Origin of the sequence: Bdellovibrio sp. HCB117 (genome assembly GCF_047305915.1) — a bacterium.
Lineage (GTDB): Bacteria > Bdellovibrionota > Bdellovibrionia > Bdellovibrionales > Bdellovibrionaceae > Bdellovibrio > Bdellovibrio bacteriovorus_B.
In genome coordinates this window covers 2,128,423-2,149,658 of the sequence record NZ_CP178622.1, presented here as the reverse complement: position 1 = coordinate 2,149,658, position 21,236 = coordinate 2,128,423, and the positions used below count along the sequence as shown (strand labels likewise).

Below are 21,236 nucleotides of genomic sequence, written 5' to 3'. Positions count from 1 at the left end.
TGTACGGCGCAATGCGTTTCAAACAGGCCTCTTTCCATACCTTTTTAAAAAGGATTTCTGTAAACTTTCCGTATGTTTACAAAACTTAAGGCCCTCCGAGCACGATTCATTCAATACAAGCGAAGTGGAAAAGTCCACAGCGACCTCGATGTTTTGTTATCTGGCGCTAAAGAACAACGCCAATTAGAAGATCAACTGCAATGGCTGGTGAAGCTGATGCAGTGGATTCGCTATGAAGGATCTGTTGATTCTCACTTGGAAAAGGAAACAGGCCGTCTGCCTGTAGCTCGCTTGCGCTTTTTGCTTATGGTACTCGACAGGAATCCGGAATGGAAAAAGAACGTCGCGCGCATTCTTCGTACGGTTGTTCATGAAGTCAGTGGTATTGAGCTTTATACCGATACGGGACTTCCCAAGGAACTTGGAATGTGGAGTGAGTTTTCAGATCGTCTGATGATGAAGCTTCTGCCCACTCCGCCTTTGGATCACGAGTTGGGATATTTGTTTTGGGCGCTCTTTCCAGACAAAGATGATCCATTGTGGTTGGCATCTATCGACAACGTGACCTTTGATAAACTGGTGGAGCTTTTTCAGTACGAAGTCGCAGCTGAGGAGCGTGACTGGAACCGTTTGCAAAGTGATCTTGAAGACGCTTTGGTTTACCTCGTCATTCAAGTTCGTGCGATTGGGCTTTCGCCAGCGATACGCACGCGTTTAGATAAAACAAATTTCCGTGACTCTGCGTTCTTTGCGATGATGCGCGGGCATGAAGAGTTTATGAATGCTTATCTTGCGGGTGATCGCAACCAGGCCTTTGAAAAAGCATCGCGCTTTCGCATGATTGTGTGGGAGTGCCGTCGAGAGCTCGTGCAAGTCCACAAGCATCTTGACGAGTACGGCGTGAGCATCTCGTTGGTGTTCCAGATCGCAAAACTCAGCACTTATTTACAACGCATCGACAGTCTGCTTGAGATTTTGTTAACCGAGCGCCTGGATAGTCGTAAAGTCACAAGTTTCTTTTCAAAACTCGTTCAGGAAAATCAGGATCTGCGCAGTATCAAATCTTTGTTCTCGCAAAACATCGCTTTATTCGCCCGCAAAGTCGTAGAGCGTGCTGCCGAAACGGGAGAACACTACATCACGCGCACGAAAGAACAATACCGTCACATGCTCGCGGCCGCCGGCGGTGGTGGTGCGGTGACGGCGATCACGGTTTACGTAAAAGTAGGTATTTTGGCCTTGGGGTTGGGCGGATTCGTCGAAGGTTCTTTAGCTTCGATCAACTATGCGCTGAGCTTCGTGCTCATTCATCTTGCGGGCTTTACGCTTGGAACGAAGCAGCCGGCGATGACAGCGCCAGCGCTAGCCGAAAAAATGGAAGACGTCGATACTGAAAAAGGGATGGCGGATCTTGTGACCGAGATCACGCATTTGATTCGCTCGCAGGTGGCGTCTATTCTAGGTAACGTGATGTTCGTTATTCCAACGGTCATCTTAATTGATACGGCTTTCTTTTTATTGGTTGGACACAATATCATGTCGATGGAAAAAGCCGTTTCTGCTTATAAATCCGTAGATATCTTCGGCCCCACGGTTATCTATGCTGCTTTCACGGGAATTCTTCTTTACTCGTCAAGTTTGATTGCCGGGTGGGGAGATAACTGGTTTGCTTTAAATTCTTTGCGTAAAACTCTTGCTCGCAGCCCTAGCTTGCGCGCTATTTTTGGTAAAAGAGGCGCTCGCAATATCGCGGTCTTTTTAGAAAATAATATTTCAGGTCTCTTAGGCAATATCTCTTTAGGTATCTTGTTAGGTATGGTGCCCGAGATCATGAAGTTTTTAAGCATTCCTTTGGATGTGCGACACGTAACGCTGTCATCGGGAACTTTAGCGGGTGCTTTACCCGTGCTAGGCCTGGATTTCTTAAAGACCTGGGACTTTTGGCGCGCGGTGATTGGGATCTTTTTTGTTGGCGCGTTCAACGTGCTTGTGAGTTTTGGTATGGCATTTTACACCGCGATCAAAGCTCGTGGCGTGAATGTCACTGAAAGGCGGGCGATCCGCCGTGCGATCGCAAAAAGATTTTTCGCGAATCCTTTGAGCTTCTTTATACCCGTCGGAGCCTCCATAAGGTCTTCGTCGAGTGGGAACGAACATTGAAATCAAAGATCTCTATAGTTATTCCCGCGTACAATGAAGAGCAGCGCTTGCCTAAAACTTTGCAAGCGTTGAAGTCATTTGTCGCCGAAGAAAATCCCGATTGGGTGATCACGGAAGTTCTGGTTGTCGATGATGGATCAACGGATCAAACAGCAACAGTCGCGCAGAATGATCGTGAAGGATTTCCCCTGGTGCGCTTGATATCGTTGTCTCCCAATCAAGGAAAAGGTGCGGCTGTTCATGCAGGCTTTAAAGAGGCTACGGGCGATTATATCTTGGTGGCCGACGCCGACATGGCGACTCCGTGGGAGGAACTCTTTAAACTTTTTCCGTCGACGGTAAAATCAGACATGGTCATGGGGTCGCGAGGCCTCGTGCATAGTCATATAGAAAGACGTCAGCACTGGATTCGCCAGAACATGGGAAAGACATTTAATAAGATATTAAAGCTTCTGGTCGGACTTCCTTATCAGGATACGCAATGTGGTTTTAAACTTTTGCGCAATGATGAGGTGTTTCGCTCTGAAATCTTGCCGCGCTTGCAAGTGACAAGGTTTGCGTGGGATGTAGAGCTGATAGTTCTTCTCTTAAGAAGAAATAAAATCGTGACGGAAGTGCCGATTCGTTGGCGTCATCAAGATCACTCGCACGTGCACATTATTCGCGACAGTTTAGAAATGTTGTGGACGGTGATTAAACTGAAACTGCGCCTTCGCTGACGGAAAAAGTTCGTTGTAATAAAGAACAATTCTGTGATCTCAAACAAGAAAATGAAGACTCTTAGCGTCATTTACGTTGTTTTAATATTAAGCAGAAACCAAGCTCATAAATAATGTCTTCTATAAGGGTTTCTTATATTTAACCGCGTTCCTGTCTTAAATTTGAGCTGAGGTTCCACTTTGGAACTACCAGTGCCATGACAGAAAATTTCACTTTTTTAGGTGGAAAAAAAATTTGAAGTGGTTCCAAAAGAGTACTTGATAAATCTTTCAACCTGAAATGAAGTGCCTACCCATAGAGGACTTCAATAGTTGGAGTCCATGGATATGGGGGGACTTTAATGAAAAACGTATTTGCACTCATCGTTACGGTGTTGTTTGCGACTGCGGCTCAAGCTGAGCGTGTGATTGTTATTATGAAGGATAAACAAGCCTTCAAATCGGCACACATGGCGTATAAGATGAAGGGGTCTTATGCACTTAAAGGTTTCAACTGGGATCAACAACCAAATGGATTGGGACAAGTTGATGGTAAAGTTGAAGACAGCCTTGAGAATCTAAATACACTAATCATCGACACAAACAGCGAGTCAGAGATTGCTAAATTGAAAGCAAATCCTGCAGTTGCTTATGTTGAAAAAGAGATTTTCCACGAGGCGCCACGCCCAGTGAAAGGTTTCTTGGCGAAAGCTCAAAAATCTCAACAAAAAGTAGGTCAAAAAACTCCATGGGGTATCCATGCAGTTAAAGCTCCTCAAGCATGGGCTCTATCTAATCAAGGCCAAGGCGCTCGCGTTCTTGTTCTAGATACTGGTATTGATCAAGCTCACCCTTCTTTGAAGTCTAACTTCGAAAAAGGTCAAGACTTCACTGGTGATAGCAACGGTTCTGATTACACAGACCACGTTGGTCACGGTACTCACGTAGCGGGTACTATCGCTGGTGCGATCGATAAAACTGGTTTCACAGGTGTTGCTCCTAAGGCGAAAATCCTTGCGGGTCGCGTTTGTTCTGAAAACGGTTGCTCGAACGTTTCTATCGCTCAAGGTATCAACTGGGGTATCCAAGAAAAAGTAGACGTTATCTCTATGTCTTTGGGTGGTATGTGGTCGACTCCTGCTGAACGCGATGCTGTTGCTAAAGCAGACAAAGCGGGCATCACAGTGGTTGCAGCTTCTGGTAACAACGGTTCAAACCGCGTTTCTTACCCAGCAGCTCTTTCTACAGTGATCGCAGTAGGTGCTACTGATATCAACAACCTTAAAGCAGACTTCTCTCAATACGGTCCTGAATTGGCGATCGTAGCTCCAGGTGTTGCAGTTGTTTCTTCTGTACCACAAGGAACTGGCCGCGAGTCTTCTGTAACAATCTCTATCGGCACTAAATCTGCAAAAGTTGCTTCAACGACTTTCCAAGGTGCGAAAGAAGTATTGACTCCTGAAATCAACGTTCTTGTTCCAGCAGGTCTTGGTAAAGACACTGATTTCGCGAACATCGACGTAAAAGGTAAATATGCTTTGATCAGCCGTGGTGAAATCACTTTCGCTGACAAAATCAAAAATGCTATCAAAGCGGGTGCGGCTGGCGCGGTTATCTACAATAACGCTCCTGGTTTGATCAACGGTGCTTTGACTGATGATGGATCAGTTCTTCCTATCGCGGTGTTCATGATCGAACAAAACGTAGGTCAAGAAATCTTGAAATCAATCACTGCAGGTCAAACTGTAAAAGCAACTCTTCAAACGATTGCTACAGACTACGCTCCGTTTGATGGTACTTCAATGGCGACTCCTCACGTATCAGGTGTTGTTGCTCTTATGAAGTCTGCAAACAAAGCTTTGACGGGTGCTCAAGTGAAAGCACTTCTAAAACAAACTGCAACAGCATTGGGTCCTAACACGAACAATGAATACGGTGCAGGTCTTGTGAACGCTGAAGCGGCAGTTGCTGCAGCTATCAACGCGAAGTAATTAGATTTTAAAATCTAAATTAAAGACGGCTTCCTTCAAAAGGAGGCCGTTTTTTATTTGTGGCCCGCTGTAAGAGTTGTCATAATCTTTGATATGCAGCACTTACCAGCAATGATTTCCGATTTAGCCCTGATTCTTGGTACCGCGGGGCTAGTGACTTTGATCTTTAAAAAACTCAATCAGCCCATTGTTCTTGGATATCTTGTTGCGGGCTTTCTGGTCGGTCCTAAGACCACAATCTTCCCAACCATTGTCAGTAATGACAGCATTCACCTGTGGGCCGAGATTGGCGTTATTTTTCTTTTGTTCGCCCTGGGCCTTGAGTTCAGTTTTAAGAAGCTTTTCCGGGTAGGTGGTTCTTCGAGTTTCACGGCTATTTTAGAAATCTCGTTGATGATTGTTTTTGGTTACGTGACGGGTCGTCTATTAGATTGGTCGCCGATGGACAGTCTTTTCTTGGGTGGAATCTTAGCAATCTCGTCCACGTCAATTATCATTCGTACCATCGAAGAGTTGGGATTTAAAAATCTTCGCTTCGTCAGTCAGGTCTTCGGGATTTTAGTTATCGAAGACCTTGTGGCCGTGCTTTTGATGGTCCTTCTAACAACCGTGGCTTTAACTCGCGATTTTGCGGGCACTGAAATGTTGGGTGCTATTGTAAAGCTTTCTTTCTTCCTTTCTATCTGGTTTGTGGCCGGGATCTTCATGCTGCCTTCGTTTATGAAAAAAGCCCAAAAGCTTTTGAACGAAGAAACCGTTCTGGTGGTCGCTGTGGGTCTTTGCTTAGTGATGGTGGTTTTTGCAAGTTCCGTGGGCTTTTCTTCAGCTCTGGGCGCCTTTATCATGGGTTCCATTTTGGCAGAGACCATTGAAGGTGAGCGTATTCATCATCTTGTTGGTCCCATCAAAAATCTGTTTTCAGCCGTGTTCTTTATTTCCGTCGGAATGTTGATTGATCCGATTGTCATTCGCGACAACTGGAAAGAAGTTTTGATTTTATCAAGTGTCGTTCTTGTCGGTAAGACGTTCAGTGTTACATTGGGATCTGTGCTTGCCGGACAAACGCTCAAGTCTTCGGTGCAATCAGGAATGAGTCTTGCGCAAATCGGTGAGTTCTCATTCATCATCGCCACCTTAGGCTTAAGCTTAAAAGTCGTAAGCGAAAAGATTTATCCGATTGCGGTGTCAGTTTCGGTTGTAACGGCATTTACGACACCTTACATGTTAAGATCTTCGGGCAAAGTGTATGCTTTTTTAGAGAAAGTTCTTCCCGCCAAGTTGATCGCGGCTCTTGATAGCTATAGCGTGATTTCTTTTTCCATGTCAGGAAATAAAGAATGGAAAGAGCAAGTGCGCTCTTACATTTTGAAGGTTGTTTTGAATTCTGTCGTTGTCGTAGCGATCTTTCTTCTGATGGCGCGCGTGTTTCTGCCGTTTCTGTTGGAAAGACAGGTTGAAGAAGGGCCAGCTAAATTTATTTCTTTAAGTGCCACTCTGGTGTTAACGGCTCCGTTTCTTTGGGCCTTGGCATTTGGTCGCACCAAACAGTTTGAGATTCTGTTGGTCGAACAAGGTAAAGGAAATCATAACTACGTATTTCTGGTTTCGCGCATTATGCTAGCCGTCGGTTTATTGGGTGCCATGGTGGCTCAGTTCGTACCTCTTGCCTGGGCGGTGGGAATCACGCTTTGGATGGTGGTGGTTGTTGGTTATGTTCTTTCCCAAAAATTGCGAGATATCTACGAGTGGTTTGAAAATCGTTTTCTTTCCAATCTTCATGATGACGTCCAAAAGAAACACGCGCGAAAGAGCAACCGAGCGCTGGCGCCTTGGGATGCGCACATCACCGAGTTCACCATTCCGCCGGAAGCTCCCTACGTAGGGACGCCTTTTCATCAACTTTCGATTCGTGAAAAGTATGGTGTTACGATCGCCTTGATTGAACGTGGACGCAAAAGAATTACGGCTCCGGGACGCAATGAGTGCCTGATGCCTCATGATCAGGTTCATGTTATCGGAACAGATGCGCAGCTGATTCGCTTTAAGTCGTTCATCGATTCTGAAAACTTTGATGTTTCCCCAGCGATGAGTGTCGGAGAAGCTTCGCAATACAGTCTGGAACAGTATGTGATGACCGAGGATTCTCCGTACTTGAATAAGACCATTCGTGAGTGCGGGTTGCGTGAAGCGACAAATGGTTTAGTGGTGGGTGTTGAACGCGAAGGAATGCGTATTTTGAATCCGGATTCTTCAGAGACTTTGCAAAAAGGTGATGTTCTTTGGATTGTCGGTGACCGTACAAAAATCCTGCAACTTGATTAAAGTTTCAGGTCAATCATCAGCTTCATAAGTTTCAGCTTAAAATCAGAGTAGGGTGGGTAAATCAAGCGCAGCAAACGTCCCATCCAAGACTGACGTAAAATCGCCTTTTCGTGTGAGAAGTTTTTAAAACCGAAAAAACCATGGGAGCTACCCATGCCACTGTGCCCAACGCCACCGAAGGGAAGATGGGGGTTCGCAAGGTGAATGACGGAGTCATTCACGCAAACGCCGCCGGAGGAAGTTTCTTTCAAGATATGCTCAATATTGAGTTTGCTTCGAGAATAAATATAAAGTGATAAAGGCTTTTCGCGCTCGTTTATATAGTGAACGGCATCAGCGATATCTTTAAACGGCACAAGTGGCAGAAGTGGCCCAAAGATTTCTTCCTTCATGATTGCGGCGTGTGGATCTACTTTTTCTAAAACTGTGGGCGCGATATAGTGAGAGACAACGTCGACATCTCCGCCATAGGAAATTTCTGCGTTGGAGTTTTTAGCTTCTTCAATCATATTCGCCAGGCGACGGGTGTGATGAGTCGATACGACACGAGCGAGATGTTTTGATTTTTTCTGCTCTTCTTTTTTGCCGTAAAACTCCTCGATCTTTTTAAAAAGTTCCGTTTTAAACTCCGCAAGAATTTCGCGCTGAACAAGAATGTAGTCAGGTGCGACACAGGTTTGCCCGGCATTAAGAAACTTGGCCCAGGCTATTTTTTCTGCGGCCAGCGATATGTTGGCGGAGGCGTCAACGATCGTAGGGGATTTTCCGCCTAGTTCCAAAGTCAGGCTCGTCAGATGCTTGCTTGCGGCCTCCATGATGATCTTTCCCACGCGTGTACTGCCAGTGAAGAAGATGTGATCGAAGGGCAGGTTTAAAAGTTCGCTTGTGGTTTCGGGGCCGCCTTCAATCAGTTTTATATGCTCTGGAGCGAAGGTCTCATCCATCATCTTTTTTAAAAGACGGGATGTATGCGTTGTAAATTCGGAAGGTTTTAATATGGCACAGTTTCCCGCCGCAATAGCCGAAATCAAAGGTGCTAGAGTGAGTTGAAAGGGATAGTTCCACGGGGCGATGATTAAACAGACCCCGCGAGGTTCGTACGAAATCGAACTCTTCGAGCCTAGTAAAAGCAAAGGTGTTTTAACTTTTTGAGGGCGGGACCATTTTTTTAAATTCTTTTTTGCAAACTGAATTTCATGAAGTGTCGGATAGACTTCAGTAATTAAAGTTTCGGCTTCCGGTTTTTGAAAGTCGTGACTTAAAGCCTTGATGATGTCGGGGATATTTTTACGAATGACGGCATCGAGTTTATTCAAATATTCCACGCGCGTTTTGATAGGCTCTTTGCGCAGCTGAAGACTGAAATGTTTCTGATGAAGGAATATTTGTTCAAGCATGTATTTATGTTAGAGGACCAGGTAAAGGAAGCAACGCCTATTTTAAAGACGAGTACAAAATCTTGTTGAAATATCTGTTAAGAATCAGGAGCGGCGAGCCGCTTTGGACTCAAACCGCACTTTAGAAAATCTTTGAACAACGGGCGGGCATTACGCGATTTTTCTGCTGCACAAGGCTCCACAGAATTTTAGAACCTAATTCATTATTCATCAACTCTGGGTGAAACTGTAATAACATTCCGCGCCCATTTTTAAACTCAGTGGCTTCGGTGATGCCATCATGGCTTCTTGCCGCGATTTGCAGCATTCCACCTTCTTTAAAAATCACCGACTGGTGATGAAGAGAATTGACGGTCATTTTCATATTTCCGTCAGCAAATGGTTTTAAAAGGTTGTATTTCGTTTCCACGACGTCAATAGGGTGCCAGTCATTGCCATGGGCGACTTTGTCGCCGATGTGAAAAGGAATATCTTGGATAAGTTGATATCCCAGAGCGACCGAAGTGATCTGAGATCCTCGGCATACTCCTAAAAGAAATCCTTTTTCTTGTGCAACATAAGACTTGATGAGTGCCACTTCGAATTGGTCACGAGCGGGAATGGTGTTGCGCGAATGAAAGTTCTCTTTTTTATAAAGGTGGGTGTCGACATCATCGCCGCCCATAGCCACCATCATGGGGAACTTTTCGGCGATCTGCTTAAAGAGTTCCCGAGTCTCTTCCTGGCTCAAGCCAAGGTTGGCGTTGATGGGAAGAATGTAAGAGGTCTGTCGAGATTGTTGGAAAATGCGTTTGAAATTTTGCACACGCAAAGAATTGCGTGTGTAGTCTTTGGGAAGATTGGCAATAAGAAGAGCGCGACTTTCGCGGTCCTCTTGCGAGAGAGCTTTAAAGCCGTGCAAAGGTAAAGCGGGCACACGTCCTTCAAATAGCTCCATGAGGTCGGGGTTTTTGCCTAAATTATTCAAGTAACGTTGTGCTGCTTGTTCGGGAGTTTCTGATTGTCTGACTGGCAAAATCAGCGGCGCCATGGCTTCGCTAACATGCCATTCAAAAAGTTTCAGACTTTCTGCCGCGAAGGCGGAAAGTCCTTGAAGAGTCAGTGCTAAGAATAAGAGAAGGCACTTCATTAATATCCCTTTAGATATCAAATACAAGACCAGTGGAAAGAGCTACGGAGCTATTCTTGATTTCTGTTCCTTCAGCACTTTCTTTATTTACTTTATTTAAGCCCAATTGGTAGTCACCTTGAATCAGGACTGAAAACATATTGTTGATGCGAAGAACGCCGCCGACTCCGAGGCCTGCGCGAAAATCCGTTTCGTTCGCTGAATCTTTGATGTCTACGCTGCCTGTAAGACCTCCCGTGCCGTTCATTTTCGCTTCTTGTAGCAGTCCCACAACGCCACCGCCTTTAATGAAGAAGTGTGTGGCTTCTGGATCTTGAAAAGCATATCGAACGTAGAGGGGAGCTTCGAGATACTTAAATTTATATTCGATAGTCGCTTTACCAGGAATAGTAATGCCGTCAGAACTATAGAGATTAGAAAGTTTCGCTCCACGCTCTGAGTAATAGAGACCTGTTTCAAACTGCAGTTGAGATCGGCCTAAGCGCAAACCTAAACCCGCTTGCATACCACCGATATTCTCTAATTCCGCTCCATTTTTTCCTTCAACGCCACCGAATGTTGAAGAAGTGTAACCAATAACAGGTTCCAAATGTACGAAAGAAGATCGTGGTTCGATGGCATCCATGCGGGAATATCCAGCGGCCCCTTGATTGTTGCGCATGCTTTTAAAGGATTTTGCAGAAGCGATTGATGAAAAACCCATCACGATAGAAGCAGCGGTAACAAAGATCTTTGTTTTCATTTGAATCTCCTGTTTGCAGTTCTAACAAAGCAAAGACGGTGCCGAAGGAGCAAGAAAAGTGTGAGGAGATTTTTAAGTTTATTTGAGGACTTAGAACGATGTCTCGTTATGAGATGGCAAAGATGTGAACGCGGCACTAACAAAAAAAGGCGTTGAACAGATAAACAACGCCTGGCACTTCAAGGGCTTATTTTTCAAACTGATTGGTTCTTAGCATCACGAGCGTGCAGGCTTCTAAAGTTTCAATGCCTGCATTCTGCAATGCGGTTTCAATTTCTCGCGACTCCGTGCCCGGATTGAAAATCACACGACGTGGTTTTAGTTTTATGATCTTGTCGACATGCTGTTCAAGATTTTTAGGATTCATATAAAGAGTGACCGTATCGATACCCTGAAGATTACTGAGTGAGGCGACAACGGGGACGCCTTCGATTTCGTCCAAGCCAGGATTTACGGGAAATACCGTGTGTCCGTATTCTCGCAACATCTTCATTGCGAGGTAAGAATAACGTTCTGGATTTTTACTGGCTCCGAGAATGGCGACTTTTTCTTTCATACGGAAAGTATATGTCGCCTGATTGGGGCCGTCATCTCTTTCAGCGGACTTTTGTGTTTTTATTGATGAAGATCACCGGGCAGAGTCCCGCTTGGCAGCAGAGCTTTGCGACATCCTTTGACCTCGCACGATCCGTATCGATCGCGTTAATAAGTTTAACGGCTTCTACTGAGAGTAGTGAACTTTGACAGTCGCTTCCGGAAACTAAACGAACCACTCGCACTGAACACCTCCGCCTTCTTTAGGATAAGGCGGGAATTTGCGGGGAATCTAGTTGTTGAGAATAATTCTTAGCAAGTGAAAGCAGGTTGAGAATCCCTCCCGGGGAGGAGGCTGTAAACCTACAAAGTTAGGTGGGTCTGTCTTTGTGGAAATCCCGTTCTGAATCAGGTCTGTCTCAGAATGAGGAGAGCTTGAAAAATACCGTGCCAAAACTCTAGACGAAAGTGTGTATTGTGCCGATAAGTCTATGTGCAAACTGTGGATCGTCTTTTCAATAATGCGCAAGTATTTCGCAGGGTTTACCTGCTATGCCTGTGCTTTCTTTTGCAGGCTTGTACAGAGCGAGATCTCCAAGTTCAAATGCTCGCGTCGCAAACTTTGGATGTGGGTTTATCCACGCCAGCAAATCCGACAAACAAAATAACTGGGATTCCTGTGTCGTTGGCATTGCCGAAGATGGCAGATGCCGCTTCGTTGAAAGCAGAGATGTTCGAAATTCAAAATGCCACGCGTGAAGGAGACATATCCTGTGATAGTGACACCAATGTGTGTTCGTTTCTGGTGTCAGTCGCGGTGGAGAATGGTGTTGTCGCCTCAAATGTTCGTATCAAGCTCAATGCGGGAAACTTAAATTGGCGAGGCAGCAAAAGAACATTTGCTATTGAAGAGCAAAATCTCACGATCTCCATCCAAATTGTGCCACCGACAATCACTTCGTTTGTTTTAAAAAATGGCGATGCTTATTCTAACTCTTTAAGCATTCCCTACATAGTAACCGGGGAACGCATTGCTGAAGTTTATGTGACAGAAGATGCCACCTGTAACTCGGGTGGAGCTTGGGGACCTGCCTCCGGTAATGTTGCGGTTTTGAGTGGTGAAGGAGTTAAAACCTTTTATTTAAAAGCCAAAGACGCCGCGGGTAATGTGACGTCGTGCACTCTGACGGACTCGATTGAAGTGGATTTAACGGCTCCAGAAATCACTGTTGCCGCTATGCCTGTGAGTGCGGGATCTATGAGCTCGACATTTTCATGGAGCTTGGGATACTCCGGCTTTTCGACTATCTCACTGTCACCGTCAGATATTGTTCTTTCGGGGGCATCGGTGGGCTGCAGTGTCGCCGTGAATGGGACGGGTGATAGTCGAAATATCGTTTTTACAAATTGTTCCGGAAATGGGCCGCTGTCAGTCACGGTGAACGAAAACACGGCACAAGATGAAGCTGGAAATCATGCAGCTCAACTTTTGTTATCGCCAGTGACGATTGATAACATTGCGCCAGCTGTGATCATTACTTCACCGGCAGAGAACTTTCAGTTTCCGAGCCGAACACAATGGGCCTCTGTTTCTGGTACTTGCAGTGAGAATGGTAAGACCATCTCATTTAACTGGCCGACTCAAAGTATTGTGACGTGCGCCGCCGATACTTGGAGCGCCTTAATTGATTTTAGTAGTGCGGTGTCCGCAAATTCTGTGTCTTTGACGGCGACTCTGACAGATGCTGTCGGTCATTCAAGTTCTATAAGTAGAACATTTCTCTTACCTGTAGTTGAAATCTATTCGAATCTTTATTCCTTCGCTGCCGTGAAAGGTGGCAAGGTGATCACTTGGGGTGAGTCGAGTTGGGGTGGTAATAGCTCTGCCGTTGCAAGTGATGTTTCAGCAAATGTCGTGAAGGTGGCTTCGACCTCGATTGCCTTTGCTGCAGTTAAAGCCAATGGATCTGTTGCGACCTGGGGGGATAGCGCTGCAGGAGGATCTAGTTCAACTGTTGTCAGTCAACTGAGCTACGGAGTTAAAGACGTCTATGGAACGGGTTCTGCTTTTGCGGCAGTGAAAGTGGATGGCTCTGTCGTCACTTGGGGTAATGGTGCCCTTGGAGGGGATTCTTCTTCCGTCAGTGCCGCATTGACCAGTGTTAAAAGCATTGTGAGTAACACCGGCGCCTTTGCCGCTATCAAGGCCGATGGTTCTGTTGTGACCTGGGGCTCGAGTTCCATCGGGGGAAATAGCTCGACTGTGGCCTCGCGATTGTCTTCAGGAGTTGTGAGTGTGAAGTCGAACGACGGCGCTTTCGCGGCTTTGAAGTCCGATGGCTCTGTCGTAGCGTGGGGTAACTCTTCCAATGGGAGTTCCTTGCCTGCGGAGCTTGTTGCTTCCACAAATGTTGTGAAACTCTTCAGTAATAATTTTGCATTCGTGGCTTTAAAGTCTGATAGTTCTATTGTTGCTTGGGGTGGAGGAGCCGGAAGCCTTAATGGAGGAATAACACCTTCAGAGCTGACAGTTCCTGGAGCTGGAGTCCTGGAGGTGGTTTCAAGTTTTTCCGCATTCACTGCGAAAAAAGATGATGGCAGTGTTGTATCCTGGGGAAGCTCGGACGCTGGCGGTGTTGCACCAACCGAGGCAACGACCGCGGGAGATATTGCGGCTGTTTTCGCTACTCAATATGCCTTTGCGGCATTAACTCAGGATGGTCGCGTGATTGCGTGGGGTGGTACAGCCTGCGGATCTTCCAACTGCGGTGGGGCAGCGCCGACATCGGTGACGGCCGTAGGTTCCAATGTAGTGAAAATTTTTGCGAACAGAAACGCCTTTGCTGCGATTAAGTCAAACGGATCGGTGGTGACTTGGGGGCATCCTTCTTATGGTGGCGACTCAAGCAGTGTGGCTGCCGCATTAAGTTCCAATGTCGTAAAAATATATTCGACTAGCAAAGCTTTTGCTGCCGTGAAAACAGACGGGACGGTGGTCACGTGGGGAGACGCAGGCTATGGCGGAGACAGTTCAGCCGTCTCCGCAGAGCTTGCACCTTAATTAAGCCGCACGTTTTTCAGCGCGTTTTTTCCAAACGGGTTGCATCTTTTTATAGAACTTCACATTGCTTTCAAACGACTTCGTGTACTCTTTTGTATACTTGTTGAATTTTTTGTCTAGCCAAGCGTAGTAGCAAGTGTACATGTAGTTCGTAAAGAACTTTGTCATCCATTGATGAGGGCCGTCGACTGGGAATTCATACTTGCTAAAGAAGTAGGGAATTTCCTGATTGAAAGAACGCCACCATTCCATAGCTTCTTTTTTATGTACAAAGTTTCCGACAAACAAAGGTTTGCCTTCAAATGTAAATCCCACTTCATAGCCATGACCTACAGGTTTAAAGTAAGATTTGAATTCATGCCCGTAATATTCGTAATGCTTTGTTTTGTTCATCGAAACGTCCTCCTCATATTTTGGATGGTAACATTTCGGTGTTTTCAGCTAGGAGTTAACGAGACCAAGTAAAGAAAAACGCTGCTCGACGTTTGTGATGTTGCGAGAAAAAGTTTTCTAGAATTTATCTCTAGAAACTGCATCGCGATGGGATTTTCGTTTCAAGCTAGGACACTTCCTAACACAATCCTGACAAAACCATAGCAGAGTGTACCTTTAAATTCCGCAATGTTCGCCGAAGAGATTAAGATGAAGTCACTAGTGCGTATTCGGGAACTTCTCTTGCTTACCTCTTTCTTTGCGTCCGGCTGTACGCTAGAGCTTGCATTACATAAGTCTGTTTCTTTACCGCCTACGGTGACGGCTCATAAAATCAATGAAGTTGTTTTGGATGAAATTTTGTTGGAACTCGAAGGGCAGTGTCCTGAAGACGTATTGCAGGTCCGTCTTCTTGTAGAAGGCGAAACTTTAAATGCCAACTGCGATCCATCGACATTAACATTTACTGTGAATTACAAGGTCCCCCATCCAAACAATGATCGACTGATTTTGTTTGAAGCCTCTTCAGTTTATCCGGATGGAAAGACCGTTCCAACGACTTACGAAGTGAATTACAAGCGTCCTTCTGTTCCTTCGCCTATCATCACATCAAATAGCGGTCGCGACTTTGTAACAAACGATACGACTCCGTTCTTACAAGGCACATGTTTGTCTGAAAAAACAAACGGAATGGAAGTTAAAATTGGCGGTGGAGCTTGGAGCAACGCTCTGATTTCTTGTACCTCAGGTACTTGGTCTTTAACTCTTCCGGTGTTAACAGGAAATCCCGAAACCGATCATCTGATTCAAGTGCGTTCTCTCAATTCATTAAGTCAGGATCCTTATTCTGAACCAGACGCTATCACGATTCGCGTTGACACCGTTCCTCCAAATCCGCCGCTATTGCCAGCCGCCGCGGACGCGGGTGTTCGCCCCGTATGGACGTGGGTGAGTGGCGGTGGCGGCGGGAATGGAGTTTATCGCTATAAACTTAATGATTCAGATCTTTCTTCAGGCGCTACGGTAACGACGTCATTAAGTTATGCCTCGGTCAGTGATGTCGCTTTTGGGACTCATACGTTGTATGTACAAGAACGTGACGAAGCAGGAAATTGGTCAGCATCCGGCATTCAGGTTTTGACCGTGAAGTGCGGGCCGGGAAATTACTTAAGTTCCGGTTCGTGCGTGCAGTGTGCACCAGGAACTTATCAGCCATCAAACAGTATCTCGGCTTCTTGTGTGAGTGCCGGTACAGGTACTTATGTTGATAGTGCCGGAGCTAACACAGTCACAGCATGTACTAATAAACCCGCACACGCTGCAAGTGTAAGCTATGGCGCAAGTTCAGGTTTAACAAGCAACTCGTGTCCGATCGTGAGCATCGACACGTGTGAAACGAATTACACGCAAAATGGTCTTACATGTCGTGCGTTGTGTGCCACGGATAAATACTGGGACGGAAGCGCGTGTGCTGATGTGGGTTCAGGATTTTATTCCCCTGCGAATAACGACACACGCTATGCATGTACCAATGTTCCCGTTCACGCAACGGCGGTGGTTTATTCTGGTTCGGGAAGTGGCGCTAACAGCTGTCCAGTAAGTTCGGTTCTAACTTGTGACATCGGCTATGATCCAAGTGGGGATCACTGTACAGATAACACGCCAGATGCTTTAGTATTCGCAGCTCAGTCTGGTGTGGAGCTTTCTACGTTGACCACTTCAAATACTCTCACCCTGGGTGGCTTTGATGGTCCACTTATCGCTAATTGCACGGGTTGTTCAGCGATTGCGCGCAACGGCGTTTGGGGTGGCACGTCTGTAGGTGGCTTTTTGCCCGGGGATACGATCACGATCCGTCGCACTTCATCTTCGTCCTTCTCTACGGCGGTGACGGCCCAGGTAACTTTAGGAAACGTCACTTCCAACGCTTGGTTAGTGACAACGCGTGCCGCACTTTCTTGTACAAGCACACCATGGGGAACGCTAGCTCACGGAGCAACAGTCCAGGGTTTTTCACAGTCCGCTCCAACATCTGCTTGTTCTGCTATTGCAGAGACGCGCACATGCACAGATGGAGTGCTGTCAGGAAGCTTTAATGAAGTAGCGTGTAACGATGGTTGTACGGGAACTCCTTGGGGAAATGTCGCTCACGGATATTCAAACACTTCTTACGCAGCAGGCCTGCCTGCGGGAACATGCGTTTCTGAAGTGCGCACATGTAATAGTGGGGTGATGAGCGGATCTTATTCGTCATTAACATGTACTGCCGGATGCTCTTTGCCCTGGAGCGGTGGCATTTCATCGGGACAAAGTGTGACCGCATATCTTTCAACAAATCCGACGGGAGCCTGTACCTCTGAAAATCGTTCGTGTAATGCCGGGGCTCTTTCAGGCTCTTACACTGCGCAAAGTTGTAACGCCGGTTGTGCGGGCACACCTTGGGGTAATGTATCACATGGTTTCTTAGGTACTGCTTATTCGGCGACTTACGCTGTGGCACCCACAACTTGTGCATCGTTGTCGCAGGCGCGGGGTTGTACCAACGGAAGTATGGCAGGATCTTACACCATCACTTCCTGTCAGGATTATGCCGTGGTTTCTTTAAGTATATCGTATAGCACCGTCAGCTTCGGGTCATTGGGAGATCAGAGAACCACGGCAACCATCACGCCCGCCGGTGGCGTGGGAAGTGGTGGATATAGTTATGAATGGATTCTAGGCACAGTTAGCAATAACAACGGCGGGATGGGTTCTACAGGTATCGTCACCGGTGGCGGGACTAGCAATAGTCTATCGTTAGAAGGTCGCTGCGGAGGTTCAGAAATGACTTTCCAAGTGCGGGTGCGAGATAATACGTCGGGTATTTGGTCGAGCTGGAGCAACGGATCTTTACAGGCGGGTCGCTGGGAAGGTAACTGTGACTAACCTATATAGAAAATATGTATATAGTTTATAAAAAATAAGAAATATCATTTATATTAACTTGACGGTAATTTCTTCTTCATAGGGAGAAACATATGATTCAAGTTAGAAGATCAAACGAACGCGGACAGGCTCACCACGGTTGGCTTAACTCAAACCACACTTTTTCTTTTGCCGAGTATTATGACGAAAAAAACATGGGCTTTAGCGTCCTGCGTGTGATCAACGAAGATCGCATCGAAGGTGGGACAGGTTTCGATACTCACGGGCATCGGGACATGGAAATCATTTCTTATGTGATCGAAGGTGCCTTAGAGCACAAAGATTCCATGGGAAATAGCACCATCATTAAACCTGGCGAAGTGCAACGCATGAGCGCGGGCACAGGAGTTCGTCACTCTGAATACAATCATCTTCACGATCAGACGACGCACTTTTTGCAAATCTGGATTCAGCCGCAAGAAAAAGGGCTGACTCCCGGTTATGAGCAAAAAACTTTTTTCGGAAGTGATTTATCCTGCAGTGATCTTGTTTTAGTGGCTTCCAAAAATGGTCGTAACGGGTCTATCACCATCAACCAAGACGTGGATATGTACGCGGCCAAAGCCCAAGACGCCGGAGAAAAGCTTCTGAAAACTTATGAACATCGCCATCTGTGGGTGCAAGTGATCAAAGGCGATGTGCAAGTGGAAGGGGAAACTTTAAAATCGGGCGACGGCGCGGGAATTACCGGAGTTGAACGCTTGAAAGTTCAATGGAGCGAAGGTGCAGAGTTTATTCTTTTCGACCTTCCTTAAAAGGAGAACGCCATGAAATGGCAAATGCAAGAAATCAACAAAGAGCTTAAAAATCTTCACCGTCTTTTCTTAGATAGAGAGCGTTTGGAGGCTGAAAAGCTTTTGCAAAGAAAACTCTCTTCTTTCGATTTCCTCTTTTTGTTAACCCAAGACGAGAATTTTGCATGGATGAGACCCTTTTCAACTTTGATAGCCGATGTGGACGCCTTCCTCGATGAAGAAGAAGTCCCAGCTTGGAATATACAGGACGTGCGAGATCAAATAGTGTTTGTTTTGCAGCACGAGGGCTCGCTTATTAGGGACCGCATTCAGAGTTACTTGGGTTACGATGGTGAATTTATTTTGGCCTACTCAAAACTCAATGCTCTCTTGTCAGTAGTTCCTGAAAAGGCAGAAACAGAATTAAGAATGGAGGCAGCAAATGGTTAAAGCGCAAAGAAAATCAGACGCCATGGTGGCTGAACTCAAAGTCAGAAATCATCACTTCGTTGCCGGGCTTGTTGAAAAATTAGGAGGACACGATGAAGGTCCCAATCCTCACGAGTACGTGGAAGCCGCTTTGGCGGCTTGCACGGTTTTAACTGCGCAGATGTATGCGGCTCGAAAGGGCATCCCCTTAGAGTCCACAGATGTGGTTGTTAAAATTGTCTCTGAAGGGGAAGAAACTCAAATCAGTCGTCAGATTTCTTATCGCGGTGATCTCACACAAGAACAGCGCGATCGTCTTTCAGATATTCTGGAAAGGTGTCCTATTCATAACCTTTTAGAAAGCAAGATTACAATCAGCACGACGGTCTCTTAAACGGACTGTCAAATTAAAGTGAAGACCCTTGTGATAGAGTCCAGTGAAGATGGACACTGAATGGGCTCCATGATACCAAAGAATTAGCGGGGAGTTTTGCTTGAAACAAGTTTTGGTAACAGGAGCTTCTACGGGGATTGGTTTTGATCTAACAAAGAGCCTTTGTGAAAAAGGTTATCGAGTGTGGGCCGGTGTCAGGCGGCCTGAAGTCTTACAGTCTTTGCAATCTCGTTTTCCCCAGCAGCTTGAAGTTTTAAAGTTGGACGTTACCAATGAACAAGATATTCAAGATGCTTTCGAAAAGATACGTCGTACAGTTAACACTCAAGATGAGTTGATATTAGTGAATAATGCCGGGGTTGCGGTAGGTGGCCCGATTGAAGCTTTGCCACTCAAAGAGTGGCAGGATCTTTTTAACGTGAATGTCTTTGCACCGGTTCGACTGACACAAATATTCCTTCCGCTGTTGCGGGAAACCCAAGGTCGTATTATCAATGTGGGCTCGATCAGTGGTCAAATTTCCACACCGTTCTTGTCGCCATATTGTTCGTCCAAGTTTGCCTTACGTTCTTTCAATGATTCCTTAAGAAGGGAGCTTTTGCCATTAGGTGTAAAAGTCGTTCTTTTCGAACCCGGTCCTGTGCGCACGGAAATCTGGTCAAAATCAATTTCTCACAGCGAAGATCAGCAAAAGGGCATGAGCGAAGAAATGCGCAAAGTTTACGGGCCTCAATTAGAAGCTTTAAAGCGGGGCGTTCTTGACACGGTGAAAACTGCGATTCCGGTCGAGGAAGTAACAAAAGCCATGCTTCACGCCATAGAAAGCAGATCGCCGGAACGCTACTATCTTCTAGGAAAGAATGTAAAGATTTTTTCTTTGATGAGTCGCCTACTGCCAGCAGCTTTGATCGATAAAATGATGATGCAAGGTTTTAGAATGAAGCGCACCTAGGCGTCATTCAAAACCAGTCGATAGGACCGTTGAACATTCGTAAGAAGTTTCAAAACAGCATTTCCCGGCGTCGCAGAAACTCGATCGCTAGAGAGAGTTGCGACCATGCCATCTAACTTCGTATCAAAGCTCATAGGCAAATAGCCATTAAGTCCTAAGAGCCAGTCACTTAAAAGAACTGACGTCCGACCGTTGCCATCCTCAAAAGGATGCAGGCTCACTAGCCAGTACTGGCAAAGAGCTGTTGCGATGAGCGGATCAAGCTGAGCTTTGTTCGTTAGAATGTCTCTTTCAAAGTGCTGAAGAGTCAAAGCAAGATCTTCAGGCGGGCAAGCCTCAAATGGTCCTAGATAGACAGGCTTTGTGCGAATCTCTGACTTCACTTGATTGGTTAAAAGGGCATTGAGATTTAAGATGTCTTGCCATGTCGGAGCTTCATTGGCTTGGATTTTTTCGGCTACATAAGAGTTGGCTTGTTGCCAGGATTCGACTCGCCCATGGCGAAGACTTCCGGAATATTTAAGGCGGTAAGGGGCCATGCGAATCAGCCCCTCTTGAAGATGCTCCGTTGAAAGAGAATCTAGTTCCAGCTGAAGGCCTTTGACGTTAAATATCTCTGCTTGAATCTGCGAAGATTCAGCTTCGGTAAAACCGCGTGAAAGACGCTCCAGCCAAACACTCATTATTTTTTGATTTCAATCATCTTAGCATTGTAAGCATACGGCGACCATTGCGAGCCTCCTTGCCATACTTCTTCAACTTCGATTCCAATATTTGCTGAAAACTGCAGATTCATAGTTGCAAGTTTTCCTGGTGCCAATGTCAGTTCATAGTTTTCAGGAGAACAATAAGTCAAAGTCGAGTTGCATCCATAAAGAGAATAACGATTTTCGTCGCGGCTTTTGTGAGTGCGATCCAAAAGGACTTCACCGTCATCGCCTGCTAATACGATCTTTGTAGTGTACTTAACGCCATCATATTCTTCAGTCGCTTCGTCACTTTCAAAATAGAAAACACCTGTCATTTCACCGCGCAATTGATTTTGAGAGTCCGGAGTCAACGGAGATTGTTCGATCGAAAGATACAGATGCCCCACCACCACTTTACCTTCGCTATCAGTGTAGCGGGCTTTGTTCGCAGATTTTAGAACAAAGTTTTTCGCGAATTCTTTTTCGACAATTGTCGATTTTGCTAAAGCGGTTTGAGGAAAAGAAACCGTGCTTGCCATACCCGCTGTCAGTGTAAGAACACTGGCCAATAACTCTTTTTTCATGTGAGCTCCTAAATTTGATTCGAA

General features: G+C 45.9%; 17 protein-coding genes. 10 read left to right on the top strand and 7 right to left on the bottom strand.

Features of this window, described 5'->3' with window-relative positions; genetic code table 11:
• The first annotated feature begins 72 nt into the window (after positions 1–72).
• The 4 genes from ACLWBD_RS10265 to ACLWBD_RS10250 all read left to right on the top strand — a co-directional run bounded on the left by ACLWBD_RS10265 (position 73) and on the right by ACLWBD_RS10250 (position 7,171).
• Complete coding sequence (locus tag ACLWBD_RS10265; protein ID WP_413568115.1) at positions 73–2,160, top strand: site-specific recombinase; 2,088 nt, start codon at positions 73–75, stop codon at positions 2,158–2,160.
• The gene (locus tag ACLWBD_RS10260) at positions 2,157–2,879 is read left to right on the top strand and encodes a dolichyl-phosphate beta-glucosyltransferase (RefSeq protein WP_063206696.1); all 723 of its coding nucleotides are present in this window, start codon (positions 2,157–2,159) and stop codon (positions 2,877–2,879) included. Before ACLWBD_RS10265 ends, ACLWBD_RS10260 begins: the two co-directional genes overlap by 4 nt.
• A gap of 341 nt (positions 2,880–3,220) precedes the next feature.
• Positions 3,221–4,849: a S8 family serine peptidase gene (locus ACLWBD_RS10255; RefSeq protein WP_063206697.1), complete on the top strand. Its 1,629-nt coding sequence runs from the start codon at positions 3,221–3,223 to the stop codon at positions 4,847–4,849.
• A 93-nt stretch (positions 4,850–4,942) separates the two neighbouring features.
• Positions 4,943–7,171 carry a cation:proton antiporter gene (locus ACLWBD_RS10250; RefSeq protein WP_063206698.1) on the top strand — a complete coding sequence of 743 codons (2,229 nt, stop codon included), beginning with the start codon at positions 4,943–4,945 and terminating at the stop codon, positions 7,169–7,171.
• Here ACLWBD_RS10250 and ACLWBD_RS10245 read toward each other — a convergent pair.
• From ACLWBD_RS10245 to ACLWBD_RS10230, 4 genes are all read right to left on the bottom strand, one after another.
• Positions 7,168–8,568, bottom strand: a complete 1,401-nt coding sequence (locus ACLWBD_RS10245; RefSeq protein WP_413568114.1) for an aldehyde dehydrogenase family protein — start codon at positions 8,566–8,568, stop codon at positions 7,168–7,170. The genes ACLWBD_RS10250 and ACLWBD_RS10245 overlap by 4 nt on opposite strands.
• A gap of 121 nt (positions 8,569–8,689) precedes the next feature.
• On the bottom strand, positions 8,690–9,697 hold the full coding sequence (locus ACLWBD_RS10240; RefSeq protein WP_063206700.1) for a gamma-glutamyl-gamma-aminobutyrate hydrolase family protein: 1,008 nt from the start codon (positions 9,695–9,697) through the stop codon (positions 8,690–8,692).
• Positions 9,698–9,707: 10 nt separating this feature from the next.
• Entirely contained in the window at positions 9,708–10,439 is a 732-nt protein-coding gene (locus ACLWBD_RS10235; protein WP_413568113.1) for an outer membrane beta-barrel protein, read from the bottom strand.
• Between the two features lie 187 nt (positions 10,440–10,626).
• A complete protein-coding gene (locus ACLWBD_RS10230; RefSeq protein WP_063206702.1) occupies positions 10,627–10,995 on the bottom strand; it encodes a CoA-binding protein in 369 nt (122 codons plus the stop codon).
• Between the two features lie 471 nt (positions 10,996–11,466).
• Here ACLWBD_RS10230 and ACLWBD_RS10225 point away from each other — a divergent pair, with 471 nt between their 5' ends.
• Positions 11,467–14,034, top strand: a complete 2,568-nt coding sequence (locus ACLWBD_RS10225; protein WP_413568112.1) for a hypothetical protein — start codon at positions 11,467–11,469, stop codon at positions 14,032–14,034.
• Here ACLWBD_RS10225 and ACLWBD_RS10220 read toward each other — a convergent pair whose 3' ends face one another.
• On the bottom strand, positions 14,035–14,427 hold the full coding sequence (locus ACLWBD_RS10220; RefSeq protein WP_063206705.1) for a hypothetical protein: 393 nt from the start codon (positions 14,425–14,427) through the stop codon (positions 14,035–14,037).
• Between the two features lie 249 nt (positions 14,428–14,676).
• On the opposite strand from ACLWBD_RS10220, the gene ACLWBD_RS10215 reads away from it, so the two are divergent.
• The 5 genes from ACLWBD_RS10215 to ACLWBD_RS10195 all read left to right on the top strand — a co-directional run bounded on the left by ACLWBD_RS10215 (position 14,677) and on the right by ACLWBD_RS10195 (position 19,939).
• Positions 14,677–17,391, top strand: coding sequence for a hypothetical protein (locus tag ACLWBD_RS10215; RefSeq protein ID WP_413568110.1), 2,715 nt, complete (start codon positions 14,677–14,679; stop codon positions 17,389–17,391).
• Between the two features lie 92 nt (positions 17,392–17,483).
• The gene (locus tag ACLWBD_RS10210; protein WP_063206707.1) at positions 17,484–18,185 is read left to right on the top strand and encodes a pirin family protein; all 702 of its coding nucleotides are present in this window, start codon (positions 17,484–17,486) and stop codon (positions 18,183–18,185) included.
• A 12-nt stretch (positions 18,186–18,197) separates the two neighbouring features.
• Positions 18,198–18,614, top strand: coding sequence for a hypothetical protein (locus ACLWBD_RS10205; protein ID WP_413568109.1), 417 nt, complete (start codon positions 18,198–18,200; stop codon positions 18,612–18,614).
• Positions 18,607–18,987 carry an OsmC family protein gene (locus ACLWBD_RS10200; protein ID WP_063206709.1) on the top strand — a complete coding sequence of 127 codons (381 nt, stop codon included), beginning with the start codon at positions 18,607–18,609 and terminating at the stop codon, positions 18,985–18,987. The genes ACLWBD_RS10205 and ACLWBD_RS10200 overlap by 8 nt, the downstream gene beginning before the upstream one ends.
• 100 nt (positions 18,988–19,087) lie before the next feature.
• Positions 19,088–19,939 (top strand): SDR family oxidoreductase, encoded by an 852-nt coding sequence (locus ACLWBD_RS10195; RefSeq protein WP_413568108.1) that lies wholly within the window; start codon positions 19,088–19,090, stop codon positions 19,937–19,939.
• On the opposite strand, the gene ACLWBD_RS10190 is transcribed toward ACLWBD_RS10195, so the two are convergent.
• On the bottom strand, positions 19,936–20,622 hold the full coding sequence (locus tag ACLWBD_RS10190; protein ID WP_063206711.1) for a Fic family protein: 687 nt from the start codon (positions 20,620–20,622) through the stop codon (positions 19,936–19,938). The genes ACLWBD_RS10195 and ACLWBD_RS10190 overlap by 4 nt on opposite strands.
• On the bottom strand, positions 20,622–21,212 hold the full coding sequence (locus ACLWBD_RS10185; protein ID WP_063206712.1) for a hypothetical protein: 591 nt from the start codon (positions 21,210–21,212) through the stop codon (positions 20,622–20,624). The genes ACLWBD_RS10190 and ACLWBD_RS10185 overlap by 1 nt, the downstream gene beginning before the upstream one ends.
• Between the last annotated feature and the right edge of the window lie 24 nt (positions 21,213–21,236).